Genomic DNA, 25,256 nt, shown 5'->3' on the forward strand with positions numbered 1-25,256 from the left:
CAAAGCGGCCTTAGTTCAGTTCTGTCTCTGCCCCGGATGTATCCCCGGTGTCGAGAGCGGCATAGCCCTCGGGCAGATCAATCTCATGAAATGTATACGACAAGGTGATCGTATGCACATATTTTGCCTCCGGGTCCTCGATAATCTCGGGGTCCACGAAGAAGGTCACGGGCATCATCACCCGCTCCCCCGGTTGCAGCACCTGCTCGTTAAAGCAGAAACACTGAATTTTATCAAAGTAATAGCCTGCCGAGAACGGCGCGACGTTGTAAGACGCCTGGCCTGCAACCGGACGGTCTGTCGGGTTGTAAGCCTCATAGAAAGCAAGACCGGTCTCGCCAATCTTCAGCTCCATGATGCGCTCGACGGGTTTGAACTCCCACGGCATGCCGCGGTCCTTGGAGGCGTCAAAACGAACCTTGATGGTTTGGTCGAGCACCTGATCGGAGCCGGTCTCGGCGACCTGCGTAACGCCGCCAAAGCCCGTGACCCGGCAGAACCAGTCATAGAACGGCACCGACGCCCAGGCGAGGCCACCCATCAGAACAACCACGCCAACCAGCTGCACCACTGTTTTTTGAGGTCCGTTCAACGCCATCAGATTACTCCGTGCCCTGGGTTTCGGGGAAGCTGAAGCCGGTGGAGGTCACTTTGACCATCGTCAGCGCCAGAACCAGCACGACGAATCCCCCTAGCAACAGGCCAACACCCACGTTGCGCCCTTTGCGGCGGTTGTGGATTTCATGTTCCTTGCGCAGGCTCATCTTACCAGCCTCCCAGTCCATAGGGTTTCAACAGCGCCTCGGCGAGAATCGCGCCAAAGTGGAGGAAGAGGTAGAGCAGCGACAGTTTGAAGAAGGAGCGTTCAACCTTGAAGTTGTCGCTCTCGCAGATCTCCTCATCGCGGCGCCAGATCTGGACCGCGCCTTTCAGGAACAGCGCATTGAGCACAACAGCTGTCGTGAGATAGATCGGCCCTCCCACGCTGGTGAAGGCGGTGGTCAGCGCAAAGGCCGCGAGAATCACGGTGTAGACGAGGATGTGCTTGCGTGTGGAGCGCCGCCCATGGGTCACGGTCAGCATCGGCACATCGGCCATGTCGTAATCATTACGCATAAAAAGCGCGAGCGCCCAGAAATGCGGCGGAGTCCACAGGAAGGTCAGTGCAAACATCAGCCAAGGCTCGACCGACATGCTGCCGGTGGCCGCGATCCAGCCGATCACAGGCGGAAACGCCCCTGCCGCGCCACCGATGACGATGTTCTGCGGCGTCGCCCGCTTGAGCCACATGGTGTAGATCACCACGTAAAAGAAGATGGTGAAAGCCAGGAACGCCCCTGCAAACACGTTGGTCGCAAGCGCCAGCATGATCACCGACAGGCCCGACAGCGCAAGGCCGAGACTCAGCGCTTCGCCCTTGTCGACTTTGCCAGCCGGGATCGGGCGGCCTTTGGTGCGCTTCATCACCTGATCGATGTCGGCATCCCACCACATATTGAGCGCGCCAGACGCCCCCCCGCCTATCGCGATGAACAGGATCGCACAGAAGCCGATCACCGGATGCACTCCGATGGGCGCGGCCATCAGGCCAACAAAGGCGGTGAACACGACAAGGGACATCACCCGCGGCTTCAGCAGCGCGAAGTAATCGCCAAGGGAGGCCTCCTCTTCGCGGGTCATGCTTGCATTGATGCTAGCGTCTGTCATGTCTCAGGCTCTTTCAGGTCATGGACGACCACGCAAAGCGCGTGGTCGCTCTTGGTCTCATCCGTCAGCACGCGGCTCTCTCAGCAGATAGCGGACGCGCGCCGAGGGTCCAGTCAGATCACTTGGAAGCGACGTCGTAGGGCTGCGGCAGGCCCGCGTATTCCTCGATCGCGCCGTTCAGCCATTCCTGATAGGCTTCTTCGCTGACCACTTTGACGGTGATCGGCATATAAGCGTGGTCCTTGCCGCAGAGCTCGGAGCATTGGCCAAAGTAGACGCCTTCTTTGGTTGGCTTGAACCACAGTTCCGCAAGGCGGCCGGGAATGCCATCCTGCTTCACGCCGAACGACGGCAGCGCCCAGGAGTGGATCACGTCAGCAGCCGTCACCTGCATCACGATGGTTTTGTTCACCGGAACAACAACCGCAGTGTTGGTCGCCAGAAGGAATTCGTCGCCTGCGTAGCCCGCTTCTTCGAGCTTCAGCTTCATCGCTTCGTCATAGACGAAGGGCGTCACATCCGCGTCGGCAGGGCGCGTGGATTCGTCCAGCGTCGCCGGGTGGCCGATGAGATAGCTGTCAAAGGCAAAGTCGTGATCCACATACTCGTAGCCCCAGTACCACTGGTAGCCGGTCACCTTGATGGTCACGTCGCCCTCGGGGATTTCCTGCTGGCGGAACAGTTCTGGCAGCGAGAAGGAGCCAATTACGATCAGGATAAGGATCGGCACCACGGTCCAAGCGATCTCGATCGGGGTGTTGTGCGTGAAGCTCGCTGCCTTGGGGTTGGCGCGACGGTTGAAACGCACAATTGCGTAAAGCAGCAGACCACCCACGAACACACAGATCGCGGTGATGATGATGAGAATCATGTAGTCGAGCTTGTGAATGCCCTCTGCCAATTCGGACGCCGCCGGCTGAAAACCGAGGTTGCCGTCCGTCGGCTTACCAATGGTTTCCAGACCTTCTTGCGCCATGGCTGGAAGGCTAGAAAGGGCGGCGATAAAGCCCGAAAGCGTCAAAGCATTCTTCATGTCGTTTCCTGATCGCTTGATCGTTGCATGGGTTGGGATCGCGGAATCGTTCGAAAAACTCTACCGCGCCCGTTGTCTTTGTTGCCGTTAAAAATCATATTCTCGGGAGGTTATAAAGAGGGTAGCGCGCGTCATAGCGTCTCTTTCTTGACTTAGATCAAAAAAATCGAGGCCGATTTGATGGATACAACCGCTTTTTCCCCGTTTGAAACCACTCTTCCCGAAGATGAGGCGCTGCCGCTCCTGCGTGACGCACTGGCAGGTGCCGACGATGGCGAGATCTTTGCCGAGCGCACAAAATCAGAGGCATTGGTATTCGACGACGGCCGTCTGCGTACGGCGAGCTATGATGCTGCCGAAGGATTCGGGCTGCGCGCGGTGCGGGGCGAAGTGGCGGGGTATGCCCATTCGACCACCATGTCGATCTCGGCGCTGCGCCGCGCGGCCGAAACCGCACGGCTCGCAGTGGGCGCTGGCGGCGGCACCATGGCCCCTGCCCCGCAGGCCACCAATCAGAAACTCTATGGCGATCTGGATCCGATCGCGGCGCAGGCCTTTCCCGTGAAGGTCGAGACCCTGCGTGAGATCGACAGCTTTGCCCGCGACCTCGATCCGCGCGTCGTACAGGTCTCGGCCACGCTGGCAGCATCCTTGCAGGAAATCGAGATCCTTCGCGCCGATGGCACCCGCGTGCGCGACGTGCGACCGATGACGCGCGTGAATGTCTCGATCATCGTCGAGGACGGCGGACGGCGCGAGAGTGGCACTGCGGGCGGTGGCGGTCGGGTTGGCCTTGATGGGCTGATCGCGCCCGAGGACTGGCAGGCCAAAGCGCGCGAGGCGCTGCGAATCGCACTGGTGAACCTCGACGCGGAACCTGCGCCCGCCGGCGAGCTTGACGTGGTACTTGGCCCCGGCTGGCCCGGCATCCTGCTGCACGAGGCGATCGGACACGGGCTGGAGGGCGACTTCAATCGCAAGGGATCCTCGGCATTTGCCGGGCTCATGGGACAGCGCATCGCAGCCCCCGGCGTTACCGTGTTGGACGATGGCACCATTCCGGACCGGCGCGGTTCGATCACCGTGGACGACGAGGGCACGCCAAGCCAGAAGACCACATTGATCGAGGACGGCATCCTCGTAGGGTACATGCAGGATCGCCAAAACGCGCGCCTGATGGGCGTGGAGCCCACCGGTAACGGGCGCCGTCAAAGCTATGCACACGCGCCGATGCCGCGGATGACCAACACCTATATGCTCGGCGGTGAGGCGACGCCCGAGGATCTGGTCAAGGAGATCAAGGACGGAATCTGGGCCGTCGGCTTTGGCGGGGGACAGGTGGATATCACCAACGGCAAATTCGTATTCTCCTGCACCGAAGCCTACCGCGTCAAAGACGGCAAGGTCGGCGCCCCCGTCAAAGGCGCTACGCTGATCGGAGACGGCGCCACTGCGCTGCAGCAAATCCGCGGGCTCGGCAATGACATGGCGCTTGACCCCGGGATGGGGAACTGCGGCAAACAAGGCCAATGGGTACCTGTCGGCGTGGGCCAGCCCAGCGTGCTCATGGGCGGATTGACGGTCGGCGGATCTGCGACCTGAGCAATCAGATGAATCCGTGACACACGTGATCTGGCGCGACACCGCGCCAGATCAGTCGACAAATAGGACGACTCGCTGATCCTCTGGGAGTCGTCTTTTCTTTTCAGGGCTCTAGGGCCAGCAAAGAATGACCGCGGCATTATTTATGCTTAACAGATCAGGGATTTTCACCTTCCTGACTGCAGTCTGTGGACGTGATTTTGCCTTGGGGCATGCTGGTCCAAACACTTTCTCCGCAGCGCCACGCCAGCGCATATCATTTATTTTCAATGACATAGCAAAAAGTACCGAAAAATCTCGATAAACTTTTGGGATGTTCACCACCTGTTAACCCCTCAGGCCTTAATCCTAATATTGCAACAAGGCGAGGCGAGGGCATGACCGGAGAAGCATATTCTTCCACTCACCCCCCACTCCCACCCACCACGGAAGATCAAAGGTATTCCTGGCTTCGCCTGTTGCGCTCCCGAGGCATCGGGACCGTGACCTTTTATCGGCTTCTGGCCGAGTATGGTTCAGCACAGAATGTGCTTGAAAAGCTGCCTGAATTGGCAGCGACTTCAGGCGTCAAAGGGTATAAAATATACTCAAAAGATGCATTGGACGCCGAGTTCGAGAACGCAAAAGCCGCCAATGCGCGGCTTTTGTGCATTGGAGATCCCCATTATCCGGCCCCGTTGGCCTCGCTTCCCAATCCTCCTCCGGCACTCTGGGCGATCGGAAATTTGTCACTTGTGACGCGACCGGCCATTGCACTGGTGGGCGCACGCAACGCATCCTCCTTGGGGCGGCGCATGGCCTATGGGCTGGCGCGAGATCTGGGCGATGCCGGATATGTGGTGGTCTCGGGACTTGCGCGCGGCATCGATGCCTGTGCCCACGAGGGTGCCCTTGCCAGCGGCACCATCGCTGTGCAGGGCGGCGGCGTCGACATTATATATCCCTCTGAGAACACCCCGCTCGCCATGACCCTTGCCGAGCAGGGTCTGCGCCTCTCCGAACAACCCATGGGCTTGCAGCCACAAGCGCGCCATTTTCCGCCTCGCAACCGCATCATAGCAGGTCTTGCCCTTGCAACAGTGGTCGTGGAGGCCGCCATAAAGTCAGGGAGCCTCATCACTGCGCGCGATGCGCTGGATTTGGGACGGGACGTGATGGCAGTGCCTGGCCACCCCTGCGACGGGCGGGCCAGCGGTGGCAACCTCTTGATCCGCGATGGCGCCACGCTGGTGCGCCACGCCGAGGACGTGATCGAGGCGCTACCTCCGCTCAATGCGCACCGCCCGCCCCAACGCCCCTTGGTGCAGGACCTGCCCTCGCCCCCGCCCGAGCGACGCAGCCTGCGTCAAACCGCAGCACTGCATCAACAAATCCTGGATCGCATCGCGGCCGCGCCCACACCGGAAGGCCAGTTGATCAAGGATCTCGGCAGCCCCGCACGCAAGGTGCGCACGGTGCTGACGGACTTGGAGCTATCCGGCGAAATCGGTCGGGAACCGGGTGGAGTGATCATCAAAAAACGCTAATTCAAAGTCGAAAACTCCCCCCTTCACGCCCGAGCTCCACGCGCTGATTTCTTCGCGTGGATTGACATTCTCCCCTTGCGCGACACATTTTGCCCGGCCATAGAGCGCGATTGAACCCGTCTGAAAAGGTGCCCACTTACATGCCAGTTGTCGTTGTCGAATCCCCGGCCAAAGCCAAAACAATCAATAAATATCTGGGCTCCGACTACACTGTTTTGGCATCCTACGGTCACGTCCGGGACCTGCCCGCAAAGAACGGATCCGTCGACCCCGAAGATGATTTTGCGATGACATGGGAGGTCGGCAACGACTCCAAAAAACATGTGCGCGCCATCGCAGAGGCGCTCAAGGACGACAACGCATTGATCCTCGCGACCGACCCCGACCGCGAAGGCGAGGCGATCAGCTGGCACTTGCAAGAAGCGCTCACCAAGCGGCGCTCCATCAAGAAGGACACCGACGTCAAACGCGTGACCTTCAACGCGATCACCAAGGACGCTGTCGCCGAGGCCATGAAAAACCCCCGCGATGTCGATATGCCGCTGGTGGAGGCCTACCTCGCCCGGCGTGCTCTCGACTATCTTGTGGGCTTCAACCTCTCTCCGGTGCTTTGGCGCAAACTGCCCGGCGCGCGCTCGGCCGGGCGTGTGCAATCGGTTTGCCTCCGCCTCATCGTGGAGCGCGAGATGGAGATCGAGGCGTTCAACCCGCAGGAATATTGGTCCGTCCGCGCAAACCTTGTCACCCCGCGCGGCCAATCGTTCGAGGCGCGCCTGACGGTGCTCGGCGGTGAAAAACTCGACAAATTCAGCCTCGCAAACTCGACGGCGGCAGAACTGGCGGTGCAGGCCGTCAGCAGCCGCAAAATGTCTGTCCTGTCGGTTGAGGCCAAACCGGCGGCGCGCAACCCCTCTGCGCCTTTCATGACCTCGACCCTGCAACAGGAAGCGAGCCGCAAGTTCGGCATGGGCGCCAAACAGTGCATGAATGCCGCGCAGCGTCTCTATGAGGCCGGGCTCATCACCTATATGCGGACCGATGGGATCGACATGGCCCCGGAGGCGGTCTCTGCCGCGCGCGATGAGATCGCCAAGCGCTATGGCCAAGAATATGTGCCCGGCGAGCCGCGGATCTACAAGAACAAGGCCAAGAACGCCCAAGAGGCGCACGAATGTATCCGCCCGACCGACATGAGCCGCGACGCCGCGAGCCTCAAAGTGTCCGAAGATGATCAGCGCAAGCTTTATGACCTGATCTGGAAACGCACGCTCGCCTGCCAGATGGCAGGTGCCCGTCTGGAGCGCACCACAGTGGACATCGGCTCTGACGACAAGCAGGTGGTGCTGCGCGCCACCGGTCAGGTCGTCATGTTTGATGGCTTCATGCGCGTCTATGAAGAAGGCCGCGATGATGTGGTCGACGAGGACGACAAGCGTCTGCCGCAGATCATGCAGGGCGAAGCACTGAAGTTTGCAGGTTCGCTTGCGGCTCAGGCGGAAAAAGCGGGCAAAGAGGGTTCTGTGCTGTCGCAGGATGGCGCAACGCTGGCACTGCAGCACCACACCCAGCCGCCGCCGCGCTATACCGAGGCCACATTGGTCAAACGGATGGAAGAGCTCGGCATCGGCCGCCCGTCGACCTACGCCAGCGTCATCACCACGATTCAGGACCGCGAATATGTCCGCAAGGACAAGAACCGCCTCTTCCCCGAGGACAAAGGGAGGATCGTGACCATCTTCCTGCTGAACTTCTTTAAGCGCTACGTGGAATATGACTTCACCGCCGCGCTCGAGAACCAGCTCGATGATGTCAGTGCAGGCGGCAAGGACTACAAGGAACTTCTGGACAGTTTCTGGCGCGACTTCTCGGCGGCGATCTCCGAGACCTCTGATCTGCGCATCTCGGAAGTTCTGGATGTGCTGGACGAGGCGCTTGCGCCCCAGCTCTACCCCCCGCGAGAAGATGGTGGCGACCCGCGTATCTGCCCCAAGTGTGGTGCCGGTCAACTACATTTGAAAACCTCGCGCACCGGCGGTTTCGTGGGCTGCGGCAACTACCCCGAATGCAACTATACCCGCCCGATCTCGGGCGAGGGTGCCGAAGGCTATGAACGCGTCCTCGGCGAGGATGACGGCGACGAGATCCACCTGAAGTCCGGCCGCTTTGGCCCCTATGTGCAACGCGGTGAGGCCACGCCAGAAAACAAGAAGCCGCCGCGCTCTTCGCTGCCGAAACAGGGCAAGGACTATCTGCCCGGCTGGGGCCCAAACGATATTACGCTCGAGCAAGCCGTGACCCTGCTGACGCTGCCGCGCGAAATCGGCGCGCACCCGGAGGGCGGCGTGGTGTCGTCGAACCTCGGTCGATTTGGCCCCTACATCATGCACCAGCGTCCCGACGAGGAAAAACCGGTCTATGTGAACCTCAAGGAAACGCTGGACGTCTTTGAAATCGGCATGAACCGCGCGGTGGAGATGCTGGCGGAAAAACGCGCCAACCCGGGCCGCGGGCGCTCTGCTGCCGCAAAACCGCTGCGCGAATTGGGCGAACATCCGGACGACAAGGCGCCCGTGAACATCATGGATGGGCGCTACGGGCCTTATGTGAAATGGGGCAAGGTCAATGCGACTCTGCCCAAGGACACCGAGGCCAAGGACGTGACCATGGAGATGGCGGTTGAGCTTCTAAATGAAAAAGCCGCCAAATCCGGCAAGAAAAAAGCGCCCGCGAAGAAAGCTGCTGCGAAGAAGACCACAGCCAAGAAAACCACCGCGAAAAAAGCACCCGCCAAAAAGAAAGAGGCCAAAGCCTCTGGCGATTAACCGCAGGCGGGGCGCGCTCCCGCCCGTCGTCGCTGCACCAGGATGCAGATCCTCCCGTTGGGCCCAGCGCCGCGCTTTCGCGCGGCGTTTGTGTATTTCGACACACACCTAGGGCCATACGCGTCTCACCCTCTTCCTCTATTTCAGAATATTCCCGCCAAAAGCACGGGGCCCTCTGGCCCCTTTGGCATGGGTAGAAATACGCAGACCATTGCGTATTCGTTGACTCGACAGCACAACTGGGGCGATTAGCTTGACCCAGAGGAAATGGAAGGGAGAGTTCCATGAAGAAGGTTTACGGCTCTGCCGCTGAGGCCCTCGACGGGGTGCTGTTTGACGGCATGACAATTGCGGCAGGCGGCTTTGGCCTCTGCGGCATCCCGGAGTTGCTGCTTGAGGCGATCAAGGACGCGGGCACCAAGGATCTGACATTTGCGTCCAACAACGCAGGCGTTGATGACTTTGGCATTGGAATCCTGCTGCAGACCAAGCAGGTCAAAAAGATGATGTCGTCCTATGTGGGCGAGAACGCGGAATTCATGCGTCAGTATCTCTCGGGCGAACTGGAGCTGGAATTCAACCCCCAAGGCACGCTGGCCGAACGCATGCGTGCAGGCGGCTGCGGCATTCCCGGGTTTTACACCAAGACCGGCGTCGGCACCCAGATCGCCGAAGGCAAGGAGGTCAAGGTCTTTGACGGCGAGGAATACATCCTCGAGCGCGGCATCTTTGCGGATCTGTCCATCGTCAAAGCCTGGAAGGCGGATGAAACCGGCAACCTCGTGTTCCGCAAGACCGCCCGCAATTTCAATCCACCCGCCGCGATGTGCGGCAAGATCTGTGTGGTCGAAGTGGAAGAGATCGTGCCCACCGGCAGCCTTGATCCCGATCACATCCACCTGCCCGGCGTCTACGTGCACCGCCTGATCCAGGGCGAACACGAAAAACGTATCGAAAAAGTGACCACCCGCCCGCGTGAGGAGGCTTGATCCATGGCTTGGGACCGCAACCAAATGGCCGCGCGCGCGGCACAGGAACTCGAAGACGGCATGTATGTAAACCTCGGCATCGGGATTCCGACGCTGGTCGCCAACTACGTGGGTGACAAGGACATCACGTTGCAGTCGGAGAACGGCATGCTCGGCATGGGCCCTTTCCCCATTGAGGGCGAAGAAGACCCCGACCTGATCAATGCAGGTAAGCAAACCATCACGGAACTGCGTCGCACGGCCTATTTCGACAGTGCCACCTCCTTTGGCATGATCCGCGGCGGCAAGATCGCGGCCGCGATCCTCGGCGCGATGGAAGTCGCAGAGAACGGTGACCTGGCCAACTGGATGATCCCGGGCAAACTGGTCAAAGGCATGGGCGGCGCGATGGATCTGGTCGCCGGTGTCGGGCGTGTCATCGTGGTCATGGATCACGCCAACAAGCACGGCGAATCCAAGCTCCTGAAAGAATGCACCTTGCCGCTGACGGGCAAAGGTGTCGTGGACCGCATCATCACCAATCTTGGCGTGTTGGATGTTGTCGAGGGTGGACTCAAAATCGTCGAGGTTGCCGAAGGCGTGACCGAAGACGAGCTGCGGGCTGCAACCGAGGCAACCATCGTCAACTGATCGCACGCGCTTAGTGTGAAACGTTGGGCGGGGGCGCGGAGGGCTTCTGCCCTCCGCGTCCCCGCCCCGATCGGATCGCAGAGCGATCCGACCTGTCACCAGGTTGCCCAGACCCCGTAGACTGATCCGCTCAGCTCATTTTCCAGCTTCGGTATAATCGAGAACACCGCTCCAGGGGCGAAGCGGAGCGCTCGCCTCATTTCATCGTTTGAAACACGCAGCCATCGGAAATCATGATCGGAGGCGTCGTGCAGAGATTTCGCGCCAGCCGGTACGCCGCAAGAACCTTTGGGACATAATCCCGCGTCTCTGCGTAGGGCGGCACCCCGCCGTGCTCACGCACCGCCCCTGCCCCGGCATTGTAGCCCGCAAGGACCAGAATCGGATCTCCCGAAAAATCCCGCATCAACTGGTCCAGGAACCGAACGCCGCCTGCGATGTTCTGTTTTGGGTCAAAGGAATCATCGACGCCGAACTGGGTCGCCGTATCCGGCATGAGCTGCATCAGCCCCTCTGCCCCCACACGACTCACCGCATCAGGCTTGCCACCGGATTCGACCGCCATCACCGCAAGCACCAAGGCTGGGGACACTTCGGTGCCGATTGTCGAGGTCAACAGCGATACCCCATAGTTGGAGATCATGCTCTGCAACTCCTGCAGTCGCGGCGTGGCAATGTCATTGCGCGCCTCAAGCACCGCGAGACTACTCTGCAACCGTCCGGGAGACGCCCCCGCGAGATCCGCCCCGACCTCATCCCAGAACCACGCATACCGCGCCTGAGGTGCGGTTGGGACAGAGCCCACATCGCTCTCACCCTGAGGGCTTGCACTCTCTTCGCCAACCTTTGGGGCTTTGGGTTCAATCTGAACCGTGATGCGCTTTTGGGTGCCTGGTGCGGGCGGGCGCACACGTTTGGCCTCAAAGTCGGCAAAGGGCGCGGGCGCCTCTTGCGCCTGCGCAAGTGCTGCAAACACCAGGCCACAGCATATCGCGAGTCCCCGATTCACACTCATTTCGCCTGCTCATCGTCTGCTTTGTGCTAGCACACTCTGCCATCGAGGCCCGAAAATCCAGTTCAGCCGGACAGATTTGGCCCATTTCGCCACATTTGCACCCCATTTGGCACGATCACGCTGGGCTTACCTGAAATCCAAACCGAAACTTTCTTTTCTAAACATGCGGTTAACAGGCCCAGTAACCTTTTCTTAAGCTTAACGGCCAAATTCCGGGTTTCGGCCCAATTCCTGCCACCCTGAGTAGGGATAACAGGCTCATCCAAAGCGGGACAGCATCTGAAGGTGAGAGAGCAGATGACACGGAACGCCCCGCCGGATGCCAACATTTACCGATCCTCAGGAGGGACGAACCATGATCAAATTCATCAAAAACTTCCGCAAAGACGAATCCGGCGCCGTGACTGTTGACTGGGTTGTGCTGACCGCAGCTGTCGCCGTTCTCGGCACTCTGGTGTACTCGCAGATCTCCGGCAGCATCGAGACTGCAACCGCTGCAACCGGCACCTTCCTCGGCGCCAACGGCTCTTCCAGCTACTAATCCACCGCGTTTCGCGACTGGTTTAGCCTGACAGAATGCCGTCCCGGGCCGTGCCATGCTTACGGCCCGGGACATGCCATCTCGGCACATTCGCTGGAGGACATCCATGAAGACACTGAAGACATTCAGAGACAGCGAAGATGGCGCTGTTACCGTCGATTGGGTGGTTCTGGCGGCAATGGTTGTCGCGCTCGGCGCCCTTGCGGGAACCGCGATGAACACCGAAGTCACAGCCTTCCTCGGCACGCTCGCCGGGGATGTGGAAGCTTTTGTAACAGGCGCGCACAACGGCACGTTCTGAGACGGCAGACGACATGCGCAAGCCTCGGCTGGCCGTTTACTGGCCTCTAGCCCGACGCCGGAACGCATGTATCACGCAACCTATTCATTGCCCTCGGTGCAAAACGCCCTGAGCATCACGGAAAGGGACCAACATGAGAGCCGCATTCGGATTAGTGCTCATCGTGGGTGTCGCCCTGGCTGGCGGCGCCGTCATGATGGCGAAAAATTACATTGAGGCCTATCAGCACGCTCTGGCCCAGGAACGGTCGAACCGCGATGCTGCAGTTCCGACCGTGAACGTCTTTGTGGCCAACAAGACGCTGACTTACGGTGAAGAGCTCACCAAGGAAAGTGTGCGGTCTGTGGCGTGGCCCGAGAACGCACTGCCAGAGGGTGTTTTCCATGAGGAGGCGGAGCTTTTCCCCTCTGACAGCCCCAAGGACGCGCGCTTCGTGCTGCGCACCATGGAAAAGAACGAACCCCTCTTGGCCGTCAAAGTCACTGCCCCCGGCGAGGACGCAGGCATTACCTCCCGGCTTGAGAAGGGCATGCGCGCCTTTGCCATCCGCGTGGACGTCGCCAGCGGCGTATCAGGCTTTCTGCGTCCCGGAGATCGGGTCGACGTCTATTGGAGCGGGCAGCCCCCCGCACGCGGTGGCCAGGAACTCGGCGGCGAAGTTACCCGCCTGATCCAAAGCAACATCGAGCTGATCGCGGTCGACCAGATGTCGGGCGGAGACTTCAGCAGCGCGATCATCGCGCGCACCGTCACCGTCAAGGCGCAGCCCGAAGAAGTGGCCCGTCTGGCACAAGCACAAGCCACTGGCCGGTTGTCGCTGGCCTTGGTCGGCGCGCAGGATGACACCATCGCGTCCCTCGTCGAGGTTGATCAACGTTCCCTGTTCGGGCTTGGCGACCTCGAAGCGGCGGAACCGGTGAAAGAAGACAGGGTCTGCACCATTCGCAATCGACGCGGTGCAGAGGTGGTGGAAATCCCGATTCCCTGCACCGACTAGATTTTTCGAAAAGAAACAGACAGTTAAAAAGGGCCCGCGGATCAATCTGATCCTGCGGGCCTCCTCTATTGTGGCTCTGCCCCCTCAGCTTTCTCTTTAATAAACGCCTCGAAGTCATTGATTCTTGCAATGAAACACGAAGTCGCGCACATTAGCCGCAAAATCGGGGCGCAAAGACCCCACATCAGAGGCGTGATCGGAAAGGCAGGTCACATGTCAATTAGACGGTATTGTGCGGCGGCCCTCACGGGGCTGGCCCTCCTATTTGCTCATTCTCCCTCGCCCGCACTGGCGCAGGGGATCAGCGTATTGAAAAAGGGCACCAACGCGGTTCTCGATGTGCCGATGAACCGGGCCGTGGTGGTCGAAGCCGATGTGCCCTTTGCGGAACTCAGCATCGCCAATCCCAGCATTGCGGATATTTCCTCACTGTCGGATCGCACGATCTATGTGCTGGGCAAATCGCCCGGCCTGACGACGCTGACGCTGCTGGACGGCTCTGGCGGGCTCATCACCAACGTGGATGTGCGCGTCGCTGCGGATGTGAGCGAGTTCAAACAGCGCCTTCAGCAGATCCTGCCCAATGAAAAGATCGAAGTGCGCACCGCTAATGATGGCATTGTTCTCTCTGGCACCGTCTCCAGCGCCCAACGCCTGCAGCGCGCGCTGGATCTGGCAGAACGCTATGCTCCGGATCGTGTCAGCAACCTGATGACCGTGGGCGGCATTCAGCAAGTGATGCTGAAGGTCCGCTTTGCCGAGATGGAGCGCTCCGTCAGCAAGTCGCTGGGTGGCTCCATGCTGATCAGATCTTCGGATGGCGCGATTGCCACCGGCTCCTTCCAAAACCGTGCCGGCAACGGAAATATTTTTGGCGATAACGCCACAAGCCCCGTTCAGCTCCAGAGCGAGACCCTTGGCGCAGCCCTGTTCGGTTTCGACATTGGCGCGGTGCAGTTCAACGTGCTCCTGGAAGCACTCGAGCAAAAAGGTCTGGTACGCACCCTGGCGGAGCCGAACCTCTCGGCCCTTTCGGGTCAAGAAGCCAATTTCCTCGCCGGTGGTGAATATCCGGTCCCCGTTGCGCAAGAAGATGGCGTGATCACGGTTGAATTCAAACCCTTCGGGATTGAGCTGAACTTCATCCCGCGCGTGGTTGATGGCGATCTGATCAATCTGGAGCTCAAGGCTGCAGTCTCGGCGATCGACACCACCAATTCCGCGACCTTTGACGGGTTCTCCATCAACGCCTTCTCGCGCCGCGAAACCGCAACGACGGTAGAGCTGCGCGATGGTGAGAGCTTTGCGATTGCCGGTCTCATTGAGGACGAGTTCCGCGACGGGGCCGCACAGGTGCCTTGGCTTGGCGATGTGCCGGTTCTGGGCGCCCTCTTCCGCAGTGCAGATTACGCCCGCAACCAGAGCGAATTGGTTATCATCGTCTCTGCTCATCTAGTGACCCCGACCCGCGGCGAAGCGCTGGCGCTGCCAACAGATCGCATTCGCCCCCCGAGCGAGAAGAATCTGTTCTTGTTCGGACAGACCGAACGCGCACAGGCCGGGGCCGCAGGCGAAGTTGCAAATCAGGACTTCAACGGCTCTTATGGCTATCTACTTGATTGATCCAGACAAACGGTGGCGCAGATGTTGAAATATGCAGCAATTTTGGGATTGGCCTTGGCGACCGGGGCCTGCGCCTACAAAGAGGCGGGCGAGCCCCTTGATCCGAAGTATTTTGGGTCCGCAAACGCCAACAACACCGCCGTGCTCTCGGGTGATCGCAGCTACCGGGTGCAACTTGCCACCCGTTTTGCCAACGAAGTTCCGTCAACAATCAACTTCGACTTTGACAGCGCGCGTCTGGATGGCGAGGCCCGCCGGGTTCTGGACACACAGGCCAAGTGGATCCGTCAGTTCCCGGAGGTGCGGTTCCGGGTCTATGGCCACACCGATGCGGTGGGCAGCCAGACCTACAACAAACGCCTTGGCTTGAGGCGCGCCCGCGCTGCGGTCAACTATTTGGTTTCGCGCGGCATTTCGCGCTCTCGGCTTGAGGCCGTCGCCTCCTTTGGCGAGACGCAGCCGTTGATCGTGACCGACCAGCGGGAACGCCGCAACCGGCGCACCGTCACCGAAGTCAGCGGCTTTGTCGCGGCGCGGGTGAACGAACTCGATGGCAAATACGCCGCCGTGATCTATCGCGACTATGTCGAGAGTGCGGTCTCCCCGACTACGATTTCGGCCAAAACCGCGCTCACGGACGAGTGATCCTCGGACCGGACGGGCCTGAAACAAATGAGCTGCGCGCCGATTTCAGGCGGGCAGTTCACCACCTGCCAAAGCGGTAACAAGTTGTTAGGCATGATTAACATTCCCTACAATCGGAGTTTTTTGGCCCCAATCTCGCCCATATTGCGAACGACACTGATCCCATAGGCGCCGTGTCCCTTGTGAAGGAACCGGCGCTGGTCCAACATCGGCTGGGTGCCGGGGCCAAACAATGTGGGGATACTGGCGATGACGAGTGGGATTTCGCAAACGGAGGCTGTGCCGATCGCAGCCTGCACAATCAGTCGAGACGTTCAGAACTTCGATCTGCTGATCGAAGACATGGAAGCGGTTATGGGCGAGGCTTGGGGCGACCTTGGCTTTACTGAATCGCTCGCGTTTTTCTATCAACCCGAAGCCGAAACTCTGGAGTTTGTGGCGCTTGCGATTGACGCGGAGGATGAGGACAATCTTCCGCTGATGATAGAGATCATCACCCAGGCCAAATCCCGCAACATCAAGGTCATTCTGGTGGCAGAGGATGTGACGCCCGCCGCGCTGCACAAACTGCTGCGCCAAGGCGCGGATGAATTCATCCCCTACCCTCTGCCGGAACAGGAACTTGCGGCCGCCATTGACCGCTTGCGTAAACCCGAAGAGGCGCCCGCCCCCGCAGCGGCGCCACAGCGGGCACATAAGTTGCATGCAGACAGCCAGCGCGAAGGCGCTGTGATCGTGACGCAGGGACTTGCCGGGGGGACCGGTGCGTCCACATTTGCCGTCAACCTCGCCTGGGAGCTTGCGGAGCTCAACTCGGGCGATCGCCCCTCTGTGTGCCTGCTTGATCTCGACCTGCAAACCGGCTCGGTGTCGACCTATCTCGACCTTCCGCGCCGCGAGGCGGTGATGGAGATGCTGAGCGAAACCGAAGCCATGGATGAGGACATCTTTGGCCAATCCCTGATTTCCTTTCAGGACAAGCTGCAGGTGCTCACGTCTCCGGCCGATATGGTGCCGCTGGAGTTCATCACGCCCGAAGATATTTTGCGGGTGGTTGAGATGGCACGGAGCCACTTTGATTTTGTGGTCATCGACATGCCGCACACAATGGTGCAGTGGACCGAAACGGTGCTGAACCTCGCGCATGTCTATTTTGCGATGATCGAACTGGATATGCGCTCGGCGCAGAACGCCTTGCGCGTCAAACGGGCCCTTCAGTCCGAAGACCTGCCCTTTGAAAAACTGCGTTTCCTGCTCAACAGAGCCCCGAGATTCACCGACCTCAACGGCAAAAGCCGGGTGAAGCGCCTTGCTGAAAGTCTTGGCATTTCTATCGACGTGCAACTCCCGGATGGCGGAAAAGCGATCCTGCACAGCTGTGATCATGGCCAACCGCTGGCGATCTCTGCCCCCAAGAACCCTCTGCGCAAGGAAATCGCCAAGCTGGCGAAGAACCTGCATGAGCTGGGACAGGCAGAGGCGGAAGCCGCCTAAGTCGCAACGCGACAGCACGGGAAGGTATCGAAATGTTTTCCAAGTACAAAAAGCAATCCTCTGCGCCTGCTGCCCCCGCAGCGGCCCCTGCCGCGGCTCCAAAACCTGCCGCCAGCCCCAGCGCACCTGCCGCCGGGGTCAAGGCTGTTCTGCGCCGTCCTGACCAGCGCAACGCAGCTGCCGCCGCTCCGCAGGACCGTGAGCGCAAGCGCAAGGAACGGCTGAGCGAGATCAAAATTGATCTGCACAGAGAGCTTTTGGAGAACCTCAACCTCGCCGCGCTTGAAAAAGCCTCTGAATCTGAGCTGCGCAGCGAGATCGCAGCCATCTCCAACGAGGTACTCCAGGAAAAAAGCATCGTTTTGAACCGCGAAGACCGTCAGCAGCTGATGAAAGAGCTGTATGACGAGGTCACGGGTCTTGGCCCGCTCGAAGCGCTTTTGAAGGATGATACCGTTTCCGATATTCTGGTGAACGGCCCCCAGCAGATCTTTATCGAACGTGCAGGTAAGCTCGAACTGAGCGACATCACCTTCAAGGATGAAAAGCACCTGATGCGGATCATCGACAAGATCGTCTCGGCTGTGGGGCGTCGGGTTGATGAATCAAATCCCTATGTGGATGCCCGTCTCCAGGATGGGTCGCGCTTTAACGCCATGGTGCCGCCGATTGCGGTGGATGGCTCACTGGTGTCGATCCGGAAATTCAAAAAGGACAAGTTGCAGATCGACGATCTGGTCAATTTTGGTGCCTTTACCGAAGAAATGGCCGCCTATCTGCAGGCTGCTGTCTCGACCCGTCTGAATGTCATCGTGTCCGGCGGGACGGGCTCTGGTAAAACGACAACGCTCAACGCGCTGTCGAGCTTTATCGACAACTCCGAGCGCATCCTGACCATTGAGGATACGGCGGAACTGCAGTTGCAACAGACCCATGTGGGACGCATGGAAAGCCGCCCGCCCAACGTCGAGGGCAAGGGAGAGGTCAGCCCGCGCGACTGTCTGAAAAACGCGCTGCGTATGCGCCCGGATCGCATCATCGTCGGCGAAACGCGTGGCGCCGAAGTGATCGACATGCTGCAGGCGATGAACACAGGCCACGACGGCTCGATGACCACGATCCACGCAAACTCTGCCCGTGACGGGATCTCGCGTCTCGAGAACATGATCGCAATGGCCGGGATCGAGATGCCGATCAAGGCTGTGCGCAGCCAGATTGCCTCGGCTGTGAACCTGATCGTACAGGCCTCGCGCCTTCAGGATGGTTCGCGCCGGATGACCTCCATCACCGAGATCACCGGGATGGAAGGCGATGTTATCTCCATGCAGGAAATCTTTCGCTTCCAGCGCGTGGGCCTTACCCCCGACAACAAGATCATCGGCCATTTTACCGCGACCGGCGTGCGCAGCCATTTCTCGGAACGCTTCCGCCTCTGGGGCTATGACCTGCCGGCGTCGATCTACGAGCCAACCGTGATGGAGAGCCGCTGATGGAATTCGGGATTGAACCGCTTATCTACGGGCTGATCTTCATCGGCGTCCTGGTGCTGGTCGAAGGCATCTATCTGGTTGCCTTTGGCAAATCCATCAGCCTCAACAGCCGGGTGAACCGTCGCCTAGAGATGCTGGAAAAGGGCGGCAACCGGGAACAGGTGCTTGAGCAACTCCGCAAGGAGATGCAGCAGCACCTCAAATCTCAGTCTATCCCGCTCTATTCCCTGCTGGCCGAGAAGGCGCAGAAGGCGGCCATCGCCTTTACACCGATCCAGTTGATCCTCGTCATGTGCGGTCTCACCGGCGTGGCCTTCATCGGGCTCAGCGTCGGCACACAAGCCGCGCTTCCTGTGCGCGTTCTTGGCTCGGTCATTATCGGTGTCGGGGCCGTATTCTTCTGGGTAAATTCCAAAGCCAAGAAACGCATGGCCAAAATCGAAGAGCAGCTCCCCGATGGGGTCGAGCTGATGGTGCGCTCGCTAAGGGTCGGTCATCCATTTTCCTCGGCAGTGCAGATCGTGGCCAAAGAGGTCGAAGACCCGCTGGCCACCGAATTTGGAATCATCGCCGATGAATGCGCCTATGGCCGTGACGTGGGCGAGGCGCTGAAGGAAATGGCCGAACGTCTGGACATGCAGGATCTGCGCTTCCTCGCGGTCGCCGTGACGATCCAACAGCAATCGGGCGGCAACCTCGCCGAAGTGCTTGCAGGGCTTGCCAAAGTGATCCGCGCCCGTTTTCGACTGTTTCGCCGCGTAAAGGCGATCACGGCCGAGGCGCAGTGGTCGGGCAAATTCCTCTCCGGCTTCCCGCTCTTCGTGCTTGCTGGCACGCTGGTTTCAGACCCGCATTACTATGACAACGTGATCGACCACCCGTGGTTCATGCCCGCCTGTTTCATCGTGGGCGGCATGCTGACGGCAAATATCTTCGTGATGCGCAAGCTGACGAACATCCAGGTCTGAGGAGACAGCCATGAACCCGTTGACCCTTGTTCAAGACCTCCTGATCCAGCACCTAGGTGAGTTTGGCCCGCTGATGGCGGTTGGATTTCTCGGGCTGCTCTTGGTGGTTGTCGCCGCTTTCTTGCTGTTCAACCAGCCCGAAGACCCGCTGAAGAAATTGCAGCGCAACCTCTCCGCCGACCAGAACGCCAAACCCCAGAATGAGCGTCTGCGCCAGGCCAGCCGCAACGAGCAGCTTCAAAAGTTTGCCAACTTCCTCGAGCCCCAGGACGCCGAGGAACTCTCTGCAATGCAGTTGAAACTGCGGCAGGCGGGATACCAGTCCAAGGATGCGGTGCGGCTCTTTCACTTCCTGCAGTTTGCACTTGGCTTGGCGGGTTTGGGTTTTGGCCTGTTTCTCGTTTACGTCCTCAATGCCGACGTTGAATATACGACCAACCAGCTTGCGATGCGTGTCCTCGGTCCTGGTGCTGCGGCCTACTACCTGCCCCGCTACTGGATCACGCGCCGCATCGAGGAGCGCAAGCAAGCGATCACCCGCGCCTTCCCGGACGCGCTTGATATGATGCTGGTCTGCGTCGAAGCCGGACAGTCTCTGGATCAATCCATTGTACGTGTCGGCAAGGAACTGCAGGCCTCCTACCCCGAGCTTGCAGAAGAATTCGAGATCGTCGCCCATGAAATGAAAGCCGGTAAGGAAAAGGACAAGGTTCTTCGCGACATGGCCACACGCTGCGGCGTGCAGGATGTCGCCTCCTTTGTGACGGTGATGATCCAATCGGCTGCCTTCGGTACCTCGATTGCCGATGCGCTCCGGGTTTATGCCGGGGAAATGCGGGACAAACGCGTGATGCGCGCCGAGGAAGCCGCAAACAAGTTGCCAACCAAAATGACCCTTGCCACAATGGGGCTGACAGTTCCGCCCTTGCTGGCGATCCTGATTGCTCCTTCTGTTCAGGGGCTGGGAAACATAGGAAAATAGGCCAACAAAATGCAGTTTCGAAACGGGCGCACCCACCTTTTCCGCCTTGTTTCACCCACAGCCGCCATCAGTGCCCTTGCACTGATGGCGGCATGTGTTTCGGGACAGGGACAGCCCCTCAAGCCGGTGTCGCCAAATGGTGTCTGGGCCCCCGGCGTCGATCAGCGCGGCGAAAGCGTTCGGGCGCTGGATGTCGGGCACAGGTTGCTGGCCGCGGATCAGTACGAACTGGCGATCGAGGCCTTCAACCGTGCCGCCCTCGAAGAGGGGCTCACAGCCGAAGTGCTGTCGGGTCTTGGCTCGGCCAACCTCGGGCTGGGGCGACTCGGACAGGCGGAAACGCTTTTGCGTCAAGCCGTTGACAAGGAACCCCAGTGGCCCGAAGCGCTCAACAACCTCGGCACCGTGCTCCTCGAAAAGGGGGAATATGCGGAGGCCGAACAGATCCTGCGCCGCGCCTATGCGCTCGACAATGGCCAAAGTGACGCAATCCGCGATAATTTGCGCCTCGCTCTCGAAAATCTTGACAACACAGGGCATACTGCCCCCACAGGCGATCAAAATAAACTGGTGCGAAAAGGCGGGGGCGTGTTCCTCATCGAAACGACACCGTAGCGCCAGAGGCAGAGCAGAAAAGGACGCAGCAAAATGCGCCACATGGGTCTATTGGCCGCAGGGTTGATTGGGGCGCTGTCCCTGACAGCGTGCAGCAAGGAAATTGATAAAGAAGCCGTCGACCGCGCGCTTCAGGACGTCAATGTCGTTGATGAAAGCAACCTCAACAGTGTCGTGCTCAACAGTGCCGACCCCAATGAGGCCGTCTCGTACTTTCAGCGCAGTGTGAAGCAGTCACCGGATCGGATTGATCTGAACCGTGGACTGGCAAGCTCGCTTATTCGGGCCAAGCGCTATACCGAAGCAGCTGCCGCATGGCAGCGCGTGGTCGATCTGCCCGAGGCCCAAAGCGCCGACAGCGTCGAGCTCGCCGATGCCCTCATCCGCAACAACGAGTGGGACAAGGCGCGTCAGGTGCTTGATACCGTGCCGCCCACCCATGAGACCTTCAAACGCTACCGCCTCGAGGCCATGGTCGCGGATTCGGAACAAAACTGGAAGGCCTCTGACAGCTTTTACGAGACAGCCGTGGGCCTGACGACGAAACCGGCAGGCGTGTTCAACAACTGGGGCTATTCCAAGCTCACCCGCGGAGACTTCAGCGGGGCCGAGCGTCTCTTTGGCGAGGCGCTGCGTCAGGACCCAAGCCTCTTCACCGCCAAGAACAACCTCGTTCTGGCCCGCGGCGCGCAGCGCAACTACAGCCTGCCCGTGATCGCAATGACCCAGACCGAGCGTGCGCAGCTCTTGCATACGATGGCGCTCTCTGCGGTGAAACAGGGCGATGTCAGCACGGGTGAAGGCCTCCTGCGGGAAGCCATCGAGACCCACCCGCAGCATTTTGATGCTGCCGCCCGCGCGCTGGAAGCGCTCGAAAACGGCTGAGCGGAGCCGCGACAGATGCATTTCCCGCCCGAGGCCGCCCTGTGGTTCCTGCCCTTCGTTGTGCCGCTGTGCTATGTGGTGGCGCTGAACGATCTGCGCAGCATGCGCATTCCGAACTGGACGGTCGACACGCTTGGACTGATCTACATCCTGCTTGGCCTCTTGGTGATGCCGACATGGGCGGACTACGGCTGGCAGCTGCTGCACCTGCCTGTCGGCATCGCCATCGGATACCTGTTCTACGCCAGCGGTCTGGTCGGGGCGGGAGATGCAAAATTTGCAGGTGCCGCAGCGCCTTATGTGGCTTTTGCGGACCTGAAGCTGATCATGATCATCTTTGCCATAACGCTTTTGTCGGGTTTTCTGGCCCATCGCCTTGCGCGCCACACCCCCCTGCGCCGCCTCGCGCCCCATTGGCAGAGCTGGAACACGGGCGCGAAGTTTCCAATGGGATTGTGCCTTGGCGCGACCCTTGCGATCTACCTCAGTCTTGCGGCCTTTGTTCCAGTCTAGCCCACTGCCCTGAAACGTCGGGCAAATATCCTGAAAATCACCGTGGTCCTTCGCGGAATTGCTGCAGGGCTGCCGTGGTCTTGCCACAGTGTTGAATAGTCTCTTTCCAAGATCAAACGTGACGGCATCGCCGTCCCAACCCGCGTGAAAAGAGGCTCGCCTGATGAACATGCAGAACCAGACGGTCATGGCTCCCCCGCCCCCCAAGGGGCTGGCAGAAATGCGTCTGCCACTGGTGATGATGCGGGACATCCTGCTCAAGACGATGTTTCGCAAAAACCTCGACATGGTGACCGATCTGGCCGGCGCGATCTGCTTGCCGACGTCTGTTACCCAAGAGCTTGTCGACCTCGCACGTGGCCAGAAGCTCCTTGAGGCCACAGGGACCCTCAATGCCAATTCCGGCAATGAGATGGGCTATCAGCTGACCGACGCAGGCAAGGCCCGCGCGCTTGATGCGCTGTCGCAGTCGGAATATTTTGGCGCAATGCCGGTGCCGCTTGACGTGTACCGCGAACAGGTAAAGCGCCAGTCGATCCGCAATATCATGGTGACGCGCCAGCAGCTTACTTCGGCCATGGGCCACCTGATCCTGCCCGACAGCCTCCTGGACCACCTCGGCCCCGCCGTAAGCGCAGGCCGGTCGATCCTGATGTATGGTCCACCCGGCAACGGGAAATCCTCTATTTCCAATGGCATCCGAGACGCGCTTGGTGACCGGGTCTATGTGCCCCGCGCGATTGAATACGCCGGCCAGGTCATCACGGTCTACGACCCGATCGTCCACACCGAGGTCGCAGCCGAGCCCATGGACCCAAACGCCCTGCGCAAGCGGCGTCGGTTTGACGAACGTTATGTCTGCTGCGAGCGCCCCACAGTGGTCACAGGCGGCGAGCTATCGTTGTCGATGCTGGATCTCGTCTACAACCCCACCGCGCGCACCTATCAGGCCCCGCTGCAACTCAAATCCACCGGCGGCATTTTCATCGTAGACGACCTTGGACGCCAGGCCGAGAGCCCGCAGGCCCTGGTCAACCGCTGGATCGTCCCTCTGGAGGAAAGCAAAGATATCCTCGCGCTGCAATCGGGTGAAAAATTCGAAGTCCCCTTTGACACGCTGGTGATCTTCTCCACCAACTTCCACCCCAATGAGATCTTCGATCAGGCGGCCCTGCGCCGCATCTTCTTCAAGATCAAAATCGACGGGCCGGATCAGGAAAACTTCCTCAAGATCTTTGCCATGGTGGCGCGCAAGAAAGGCATGCCCCTCGATGAGGCCGCGCTGGTGCATCTTCTCAAGACGAAGTACCCCACCATCGACAATGTATACGCAAACTATCAGCCGGTGTTCCTGATCGACCAGATGATCTCCATCTGCGAGTTCGAAGGCATCCCCTATCAGATGTCGCCAGAACTGATCGACCGCGCTTGGGCAAACATGTTTGTCAGAGACGAAGTCATCGTCAAATAGTCCCGGCTCAAACGCCCTGCAAAACCAAAAGGCGCCGGAGGCAACAGCCCCGACGCCTTTTTCATCTTTTCAAAAATATCTCCGCCGGAGGCAGCGGCCCCTCAGGGCCGCATCAGGCCGTCAGGCCTTCGGGCTCGGAGAGATTGTTCGCACGACAGCAGGCCGTGACCGTATTGGCCAAAAGACAGGCAATCGTCATCGGACCAACCCCGCCGGGCACCGGTGTAATCGCCCCGGCGCGCGCCGCTGCGCTCTCATAGTGGACATCACCCACCAGACGAGTCTTGCCCTCGCCCTTCTCAGGGGCGTCGATGCGGTTGATGCCAACGTCGATAACGGTTGCACCTTCCTTGATCCAGTCACCCGGAACCATCTCGGGACGGCCCACCGCCGCCACCACGATGTCGGCGCGGCGCACCACCTCGGGCAGATCCTTGGTCCGCGAATGCGCAATCGTCACCGTGCAGCTGTCCCCCAGCAAGAGCTGTGCCATCGGCTTGCCCACGATGTTGGAGCGGCCAATCACCACGGCATCGAGACCAGACAGCGAGCCATGATAGTCGCGCAACATCATCAGACAACCAAGCGGCGTGCAGGGGACCATGGATTTTTGTCCCGTCCCAAGCAGGCCCACATTGGAGATATGAAAGCCATCGACATCTTTTTCCGGCGCGATGGAGTTGATCACCAGATCCTCGTCGAGATGCTTGGGCAGAGGCAGCTGCACCAGAATCCCATGCACTTCGGAGTCCTTGTTGAGCTGGTCAATCAGCGCCAGGAGATCCGCTTCGGAGGTGTCAGCGTCGAGCTTATGCTCGTAGGAGTTCATGCCTACCTCAACGGTCTGCTTGCCCTTGGAGCGCACATAGACCTGAGAGGCCGGATCTTCACCGACCAGCACAACCGCCAGCCCCGGAGTGATGCCGTGTTCTTCTTTCAGGCGGGTCACATGCTCGGTCACCTGACCGCGGACCTTGGCCGCAAAGGCCTTCCCGTCAATGATTTCTGCTGCCATCGTATCTATCCTTCTCAGGGGGCCGAACTCGATTGTGAGTCGGCTCAAATCTCGGGGATTTCACGCGCTTCCCGCGAAATCGACCAATCCACCATATCGCGCCAGATGCGCTCCACCAGTTCCGTATCGAGACCTTCCTCATCGGCGGTCTGACACGCATTGGAAACCACCTCTTCAACCCGGGACTGGATGCGCGCGGGCCATCCGTTTGCCTGTTTCAGGGTTACGGCACGGTCGATGTAGTCAACGCGTGCCCGAAGCAGCTTTACCAGCTCCACGTCGATGGCGTCGATCGCCTGACGCAGCTCGGTCATATCTGCACAGTCTTGCGGCGGTTTGCGGTGGGTCATCTCTCTATCAAAACTCCTACGGCCCGAGGCATATGCCCCGGG

At 59.8% G+C, this 25,256-nt stretch carries 25 protein-coding genes; 18 read left to right on the plus strand and 7 right to left on the minus strand.

The features are described from left to right. Window positions 1–10 precede the first annotated feature (10 nt). The 4 genes from ACZ1HH_RS10885 to coxB form a co-directional block, all read right to left on the minus strand. A complete protein-coding gene (locus ACZ1HH_RS10885) occupies window positions 11–598 on the minus strand; it encodes a cytochrome c oxidase assembly protein (protein WP_011539653.1) in 588 nt (195 codons plus the stop codon). A gap of 4 nt (window positions 599–602) precedes the next feature. Further along, window positions 603–764, minus strand: a complete 162-nt coding sequence (locus tag ACZ1HH_RS10890) for a hypothetical protein (protein WP_011539654.1) — start codon at window positions 762–764, stop codon at window positions 603–605. 1 nt (window position 765) lies between these two features. Then, on the minus strand, window positions 766–1,707 hold the full coding sequence (cyoE, locus tag ACZ1HH_RS10895) for a heme o synthase (protein ID WP_416368992.1): 942 nt from the start codon (window positions 1,705–1,707) through the stop codon (window positions 766–768). A 118-nt stretch (window positions 1,708–1,825) separates the two neighbouring features. After that, complete coding sequence (coxB, locus tag ACZ1HH_RS10900) at window positions 1,826–2,740, minus strand: cytochrome c oxidase subunit II (protein WP_011539656.1); 915 nt, start codon at window positions 2,738–2,740, stop codon at window positions 1,826–1,828. 180 nt (window positions 2,741–2,920) lie between these two features. On the opposite strand from coxB, the gene tldD reads away from it, so the two are divergent. The 5 genes from tldD (at window position 2,921) to ACZ1HH_RS10925 (ending at window position 10,309) form a co-directional block, all read left to right on the plus strand. Then, on the plus strand, window positions 2,921–4,342 hold the full coding sequence (tldD, locus tag ACZ1HH_RS10905; RefSeq protein ID WP_416368993.1) for a metalloprotease TldD: 1,422 nt from the start codon (window positions 2,921–2,923) through the stop codon (window positions 4,340–4,342). 377 nt (window positions 4,343–4,719) lie between these two features. Continuing rightward, a complete protein-coding gene (gene dprA / locus ACZ1HH_RS10910) occupies window positions 4,720–5,868 on the plus strand; it encodes a DNA-processing protein DprA (RefSeq protein ID WP_472636644.1) in 1,149 nt (382 codons plus the stop codon). Window positions 5,869–6,008: 140 nt separating this feature from the next. Next, complete coding sequence (topA, locus tag ACZ1HH_RS10915) at window positions 6,009–8,690, plus strand: type I DNA topoisomerase (RefSeq protein WP_487320270.1); 2,682 nt, start codon at window positions 6,009–6,011, stop codon at window positions 8,688–8,690. 284 nt (window positions 8,691–8,974) lie between these two features. Further along, the gene (locus tag ACZ1HH_RS10920; RefSeq protein WP_011539660.1) at window positions 8,975–9,679 is read left to right on the plus strand and encodes a CoA transferase subunit A; all 705 of its coding nucleotides are present in this window, start codon (window positions 8,975–8,977) and stop codon (window positions 9,677–9,679) included. A 3-nt stretch (window positions 9,680–9,682) separates the two neighbouring features. Then, window positions 9,683–10,309, plus strand: coding sequence for a CoA transferase subunit B (locus tag ACZ1HH_RS10925; RefSeq protein ID WP_472636645.1), 627 nt, complete (start codon window positions 9,683–9,685; stop codon window positions 10,307–10,309). 196 nt (window positions 10,310–10,505) lie between these two features. Here the strand turns inward: ACZ1HH_RS10925 and ACZ1HH_RS10930 are convergent, their stop codons facing one another. Then, entirely contained in the window at window positions 10,506–11,324 is an 819-nt protein-coding gene (locus ACZ1HH_RS10930) for a lytic transglycosylase domain-containing protein (protein ID WP_472636646.1), read from the minus strand. A gap of 355 nt (window positions 11,325–11,679) precedes the next feature. On the opposite strand from ACZ1HH_RS10930, the gene ACZ1HH_RS10935 reads away from it, so the two are divergent. The 13 genes from ACZ1HH_RS10935 to ACZ1HH_RS10995 all read left to right on the plus strand — a co-directional run bounded on the left by ACZ1HH_RS10935 (window position 11,680) and on the right by ACZ1HH_RS10995 (window position 23,849). Beyond that, on the plus strand, window positions 11,680–11,865 hold the full coding sequence (locus ACZ1HH_RS10935) for a Flp family type IVb pilin (protein WP_011539663.1): 186 nt from the start codon (window positions 11,680–11,682) through the stop codon (window positions 11,863–11,865). Between the two features lie 106 nt (window positions 11,866–11,971). Continuing rightward, complete coding sequence (locus ACZ1HH_RS10940) at window positions 11,972–12,166, plus strand: Flp family type IVb pilin (protein WP_011539664.1); 195 nt, start codon at window positions 11,972–11,974, stop codon at window positions 12,164–12,166. 133 nt (window positions 12,167–12,299) lie between these two features. Further along, window positions 12,300–13,163: a Flp pilus assembly protein CpaB gene (gene cpaB / locus ACZ1HH_RS10945; protein WP_487320271.1), complete on the plus strand. Its 864-nt coding sequence runs from the start codon at window positions 12,300–12,302 to the stop codon at window positions 13,161–13,163. A gap of 213 nt (window positions 13,164–13,376) precedes the next feature. Next, a complete protein-coding gene (locus tag ACZ1HH_RS10950) occupies window positions 13,377–14,786 on the plus strand; it encodes a type II and III secretion system protein family protein (protein WP_472636647.1) in 1,410 nt (469 codons plus the stop codon). 21 nt (window positions 14,787–14,807) lie between these two features. Next, a complete protein-coding gene (locus ACZ1HH_RS10955) occupies window positions 14,808–15,431 on the plus strand; it encodes an OmpA family protein (protein WP_011539667.1) in 624 nt (207 codons plus the stop codon). A 249-nt stretch (window positions 15,432–15,680) separates the two neighbouring features. Continuing rightward, window positions 15,681–16,925 (plus strand): CpaE/TadZ family protein, encoded by a 1,245-nt coding sequence (locus ACZ1HH_RS10960; RefSeq protein WP_011539668.1) that lies wholly within the window; start codon window positions 15,681–15,683, stop codon window positions 16,923–16,925. Window positions 16,926–16,957: 32 nt separating this feature from the next. Further along, window positions 16,958–18,415, plus strand: coding sequence for a TadA family conjugal transfer-associated ATPase (locus tag ACZ1HH_RS10965; RefSeq protein ID WP_011539669.1), 1,458 nt, complete (start codon window positions 16,958–16,960; stop codon window positions 18,413–18,415). After that, window positions 18,415–19,383, plus strand: a complete 969-nt coding sequence (locus ACZ1HH_RS10970) for a type II secretion system F family protein (RefSeq protein ID WP_011539670.1) — start codon at window positions 18,415–18,417, stop codon at window positions 19,381–19,383. Before ACZ1HH_RS10965 ends, ACZ1HH_RS10970 begins: the two co-directional genes overlap by 1 nt. 10 nt (window positions 19,384–19,393) lie before the next feature. Then, on the plus strand, window positions 19,394–20,365 hold the full coding sequence (locus ACZ1HH_RS10975) for a type II secretion system F family protein (protein WP_472636648.1): 972 nt from the start codon (window positions 19,394–19,396) through the stop codon (window positions 20,363–20,365). Window positions 20,366–20,374: 9 nt separating this feature from the next. Further along, window positions 20,375–20,980, plus strand: a complete 606-nt coding sequence (locus ACZ1HH_RS10980) for a tetratricopeptide repeat protein (RefSeq protein ID WP_472636649.1) — start codon at window positions 20,375–20,377, stop codon at window positions 20,978–20,980. A gap of 33 nt (window positions 20,981–21,013) precedes the next feature. Then, window positions 21,014–21,865 carry a tetratricopeptide repeat protein gene (locus tag ACZ1HH_RS10985; protein WP_011539673.1) on the plus strand — a complete coding sequence of 284 codons (852 nt, stop codon included), beginning with the start codon at window positions 21,014–21,016 and terminating at the stop codon, window positions 21,863–21,865. A 15-nt stretch (window positions 21,866–21,880) separates the two neighbouring features. Further along, window positions 21,881–22,378, plus strand: coding sequence for a prepilin peptidase (locus ACZ1HH_RS10990; RefSeq protein ID WP_416369002.1), 498 nt, complete (start codon window positions 21,881–21,883; stop codon window positions 22,376–22,378). A gap of 163 nt (window positions 22,379–22,541) precedes the next feature. Next, window positions 22,542–23,849, plus strand: coding sequence for a P-loop NTPase family protein (locus ACZ1HH_RS10995; protein ID WP_416369003.1), 1,308 nt, complete (start codon window positions 22,542–22,544; stop codon window positions 23,847–23,849). 112 nt (window positions 23,850–23,961) lie between these two features. On the opposite strand, the gene folD is transcribed toward ACZ1HH_RS10995, so the two are convergent. Together folD and ACZ1HH_RS11005 are read right to left on the minus strand one after the other, a co-directional pair. Further along, complete coding sequence (folD, locus tag ACZ1HH_RS11000; RefSeq protein WP_011539676.1) at window positions 23,962–24,864, minus strand: bifunctional methylenetetrahydrofolate dehydrogenase/methenyltetrahydrofolate cyclohydrolase FolD; 903 nt, start codon at window positions 24,862–24,864, stop codon at window positions 23,962–23,964. A 44-nt stretch (window positions 24,865–24,908) separates the two neighbouring features. Further along, entirely contained in the window at window positions 24,909–25,214 is a 306-nt protein-coding gene (locus ACZ1HH_RS11005) for a chorismate mutase (protein ID WP_416369004.1), read from the minus strand. Between the last annotated feature and the right edge of the window lie 42 nt (window positions 25,215–25,256).

The organism is Epibacterium sp. HA2-3, assembly GCF_055693725.2.

Excerpts from the sequence above, each read along its gene's own strand:
- ACZ1HH_RS10885 (WP_011539653.1), bottom strand. The coding sequence starts at position 598 with ATGGCGTTGAACGGACCTCAAAAAACAGTGGTGCAGCTGGTTGGCGTG.
- ACZ1HH_RS10890 (WP_011539654.1), bottom strand. The coding sequence starts at position 764 with ATGAGCCTGCGCAAGGAACATGAAATCCACAACCGCCGCAAAGGGCGC.
- cyoE (WP_416368992.1), bottom strand. The coding sequence starts at position 1,707 with ATGACAGACGCTAGCATCAATGCAAGCATGACCCGCGAAGAGGAGGCC.
- coxB (WP_011539656.1), bottom strand. The coding sequence starts at position 2,740 with ATGAAGAATGCTTTGACGCTTTCGGGCTTTATCGCCGCCCTTTCTAGC.
- tldD (WP_416368993.1), top strand. The coding sequence starts at position 2,921 with ATGGATACAACCGCTTTTTCCCCGTTTGAAACCACTCTTCCCGAAGAT.
- dprA (WP_472636644.1), top strand. The coding sequence starts at position 4,720 with ATGACCGGAGAAGCATATTCTTCCACTCACCCCCCACTCCCACCCACC.
- topA (WP_487320270.1), top strand. The coding sequence starts at position 6,009 with ATGCCAGTTGTCGTTGTCGAATCCCCGGCCAAAGCCAAAACAATCAAT.
- ACZ1HH_RS10920 (WP_011539660.1), top strand. The coding sequence starts at position 8,975 with ATGAAGAAGGTTTACGGCTCTGCCGCTGAGGCCCTCGACGGGGTGCTG.
- ACZ1HH_RS10925 (WP_472636645.1), top strand. The coding sequence starts at position 9,683 with ATGGCTTGGGACCGCAACCAAATGGCCGCGCGCGCGGCACAGGAACTC.
- ACZ1HH_RS10930 (WP_472636646.1), bottom strand. The coding sequence starts at position 11,324 with ATGAGTGTGAATCGGGGACTCGCGATATGCTGTGGCCTGGTGTTTGCA.
- ACZ1HH_RS10935 (WP_011539663.1), top strand. The coding sequence starts at position 11,680 with ATGATCAAATTCATCAAAAACTTCCGCAAAGACGAATCCGGCGCCGTG.
- ACZ1HH_RS10940 (WP_011539664.1), top strand. The coding sequence starts at position 11,972 with ATGAAGACACTGAAGACATTCAGAGACAGCGAAGATGGCGCTGTTACC.
- cpaB (WP_487320271.1), top strand. The coding sequence starts at position 12,300 with ATGAGAGCCGCATTCGGATTAGTGCTCATCGTGGGTGTCGCCCTGGCT.
- ACZ1HH_RS10950 (WP_472636647.1), top strand. The coding sequence starts at position 13,377 with ATGTCAATTAGACGGTATTGTGCGGCGGCCCTCACGGGGCTGGCCCTC.
- ACZ1HH_RS10955 (WP_011539667.1), top strand. The coding sequence starts at position 14,808 with ATGTTGAAATATGCAGCAATTTTGGGATTGGCCTTGGCGACCGGGGCC.
- ACZ1HH_RS10960 (WP_011539668.1), top strand. The coding sequence starts at position 15,681 with ATGACGAGTGGGATTTCGCAAACGGAGGCTGTGCCGATCGCAGCCTGC.
- ACZ1HH_RS10965 (WP_011539669.1), top strand. The coding sequence starts at position 16,958 with ATGTTTTCCAAGTACAAAAAGCAATCCTCTGCGCCTGCTGCCCCCGCA.
- ACZ1HH_RS10970 (WP_011539670.1), top strand. The coding sequence starts at position 18,415 with ATGGAATTCGGGATTGAACCGCTTATCTACGGGCTGATCTTCATCGGC.
- ACZ1HH_RS10975 (WP_472636648.1), top strand. The coding sequence starts at position 19,394 with ATGAACCCGTTGACCCTTGTTCAAGACCTCCTGATCCAGCACCTAGGT.
- ACZ1HH_RS10980 (WP_472636649.1), top strand. The coding sequence starts at position 20,375 with ATGCAGTTTCGAAACGGGCGCACCCACCTTTTCCGCCTTGTTTCACCC.
- ACZ1HH_RS10985 (WP_011539673.1), top strand. The coding sequence starts at position 21,014 with ATGCGCCACATGGGTCTATTGGCCGCAGGGTTGATTGGGGCGCTGTCC.
- ACZ1HH_RS10990 (WP_416369002.1), top strand. The coding sequence starts at position 21,881 with ATGCATTTCCCGCCCGAGGCCGCCCTGTGGTTCCTGCCCTTCGTTGTG.
- ACZ1HH_RS10995 (WP_416369003.1), top strand. The coding sequence starts at position 22,542 with ATGAACATGCAGAACCAGACGGTCATGGCTCCCCCGCCCCCCAAGGGG.
- folD (WP_011539676.1), bottom strand. The coding sequence starts at position 24,864 with ATGGCAGCAGAAATCATTGACGGGAAGGCCTTTGCGGCCAAGGTCCGC.
- ACZ1HH_RS11005 (WP_416369004.1), bottom strand. The coding sequence starts at position 25,214 with ATGACCCACCGCAAACCGCCGCAAGACTGTGCAGATATGACCGAGCTG.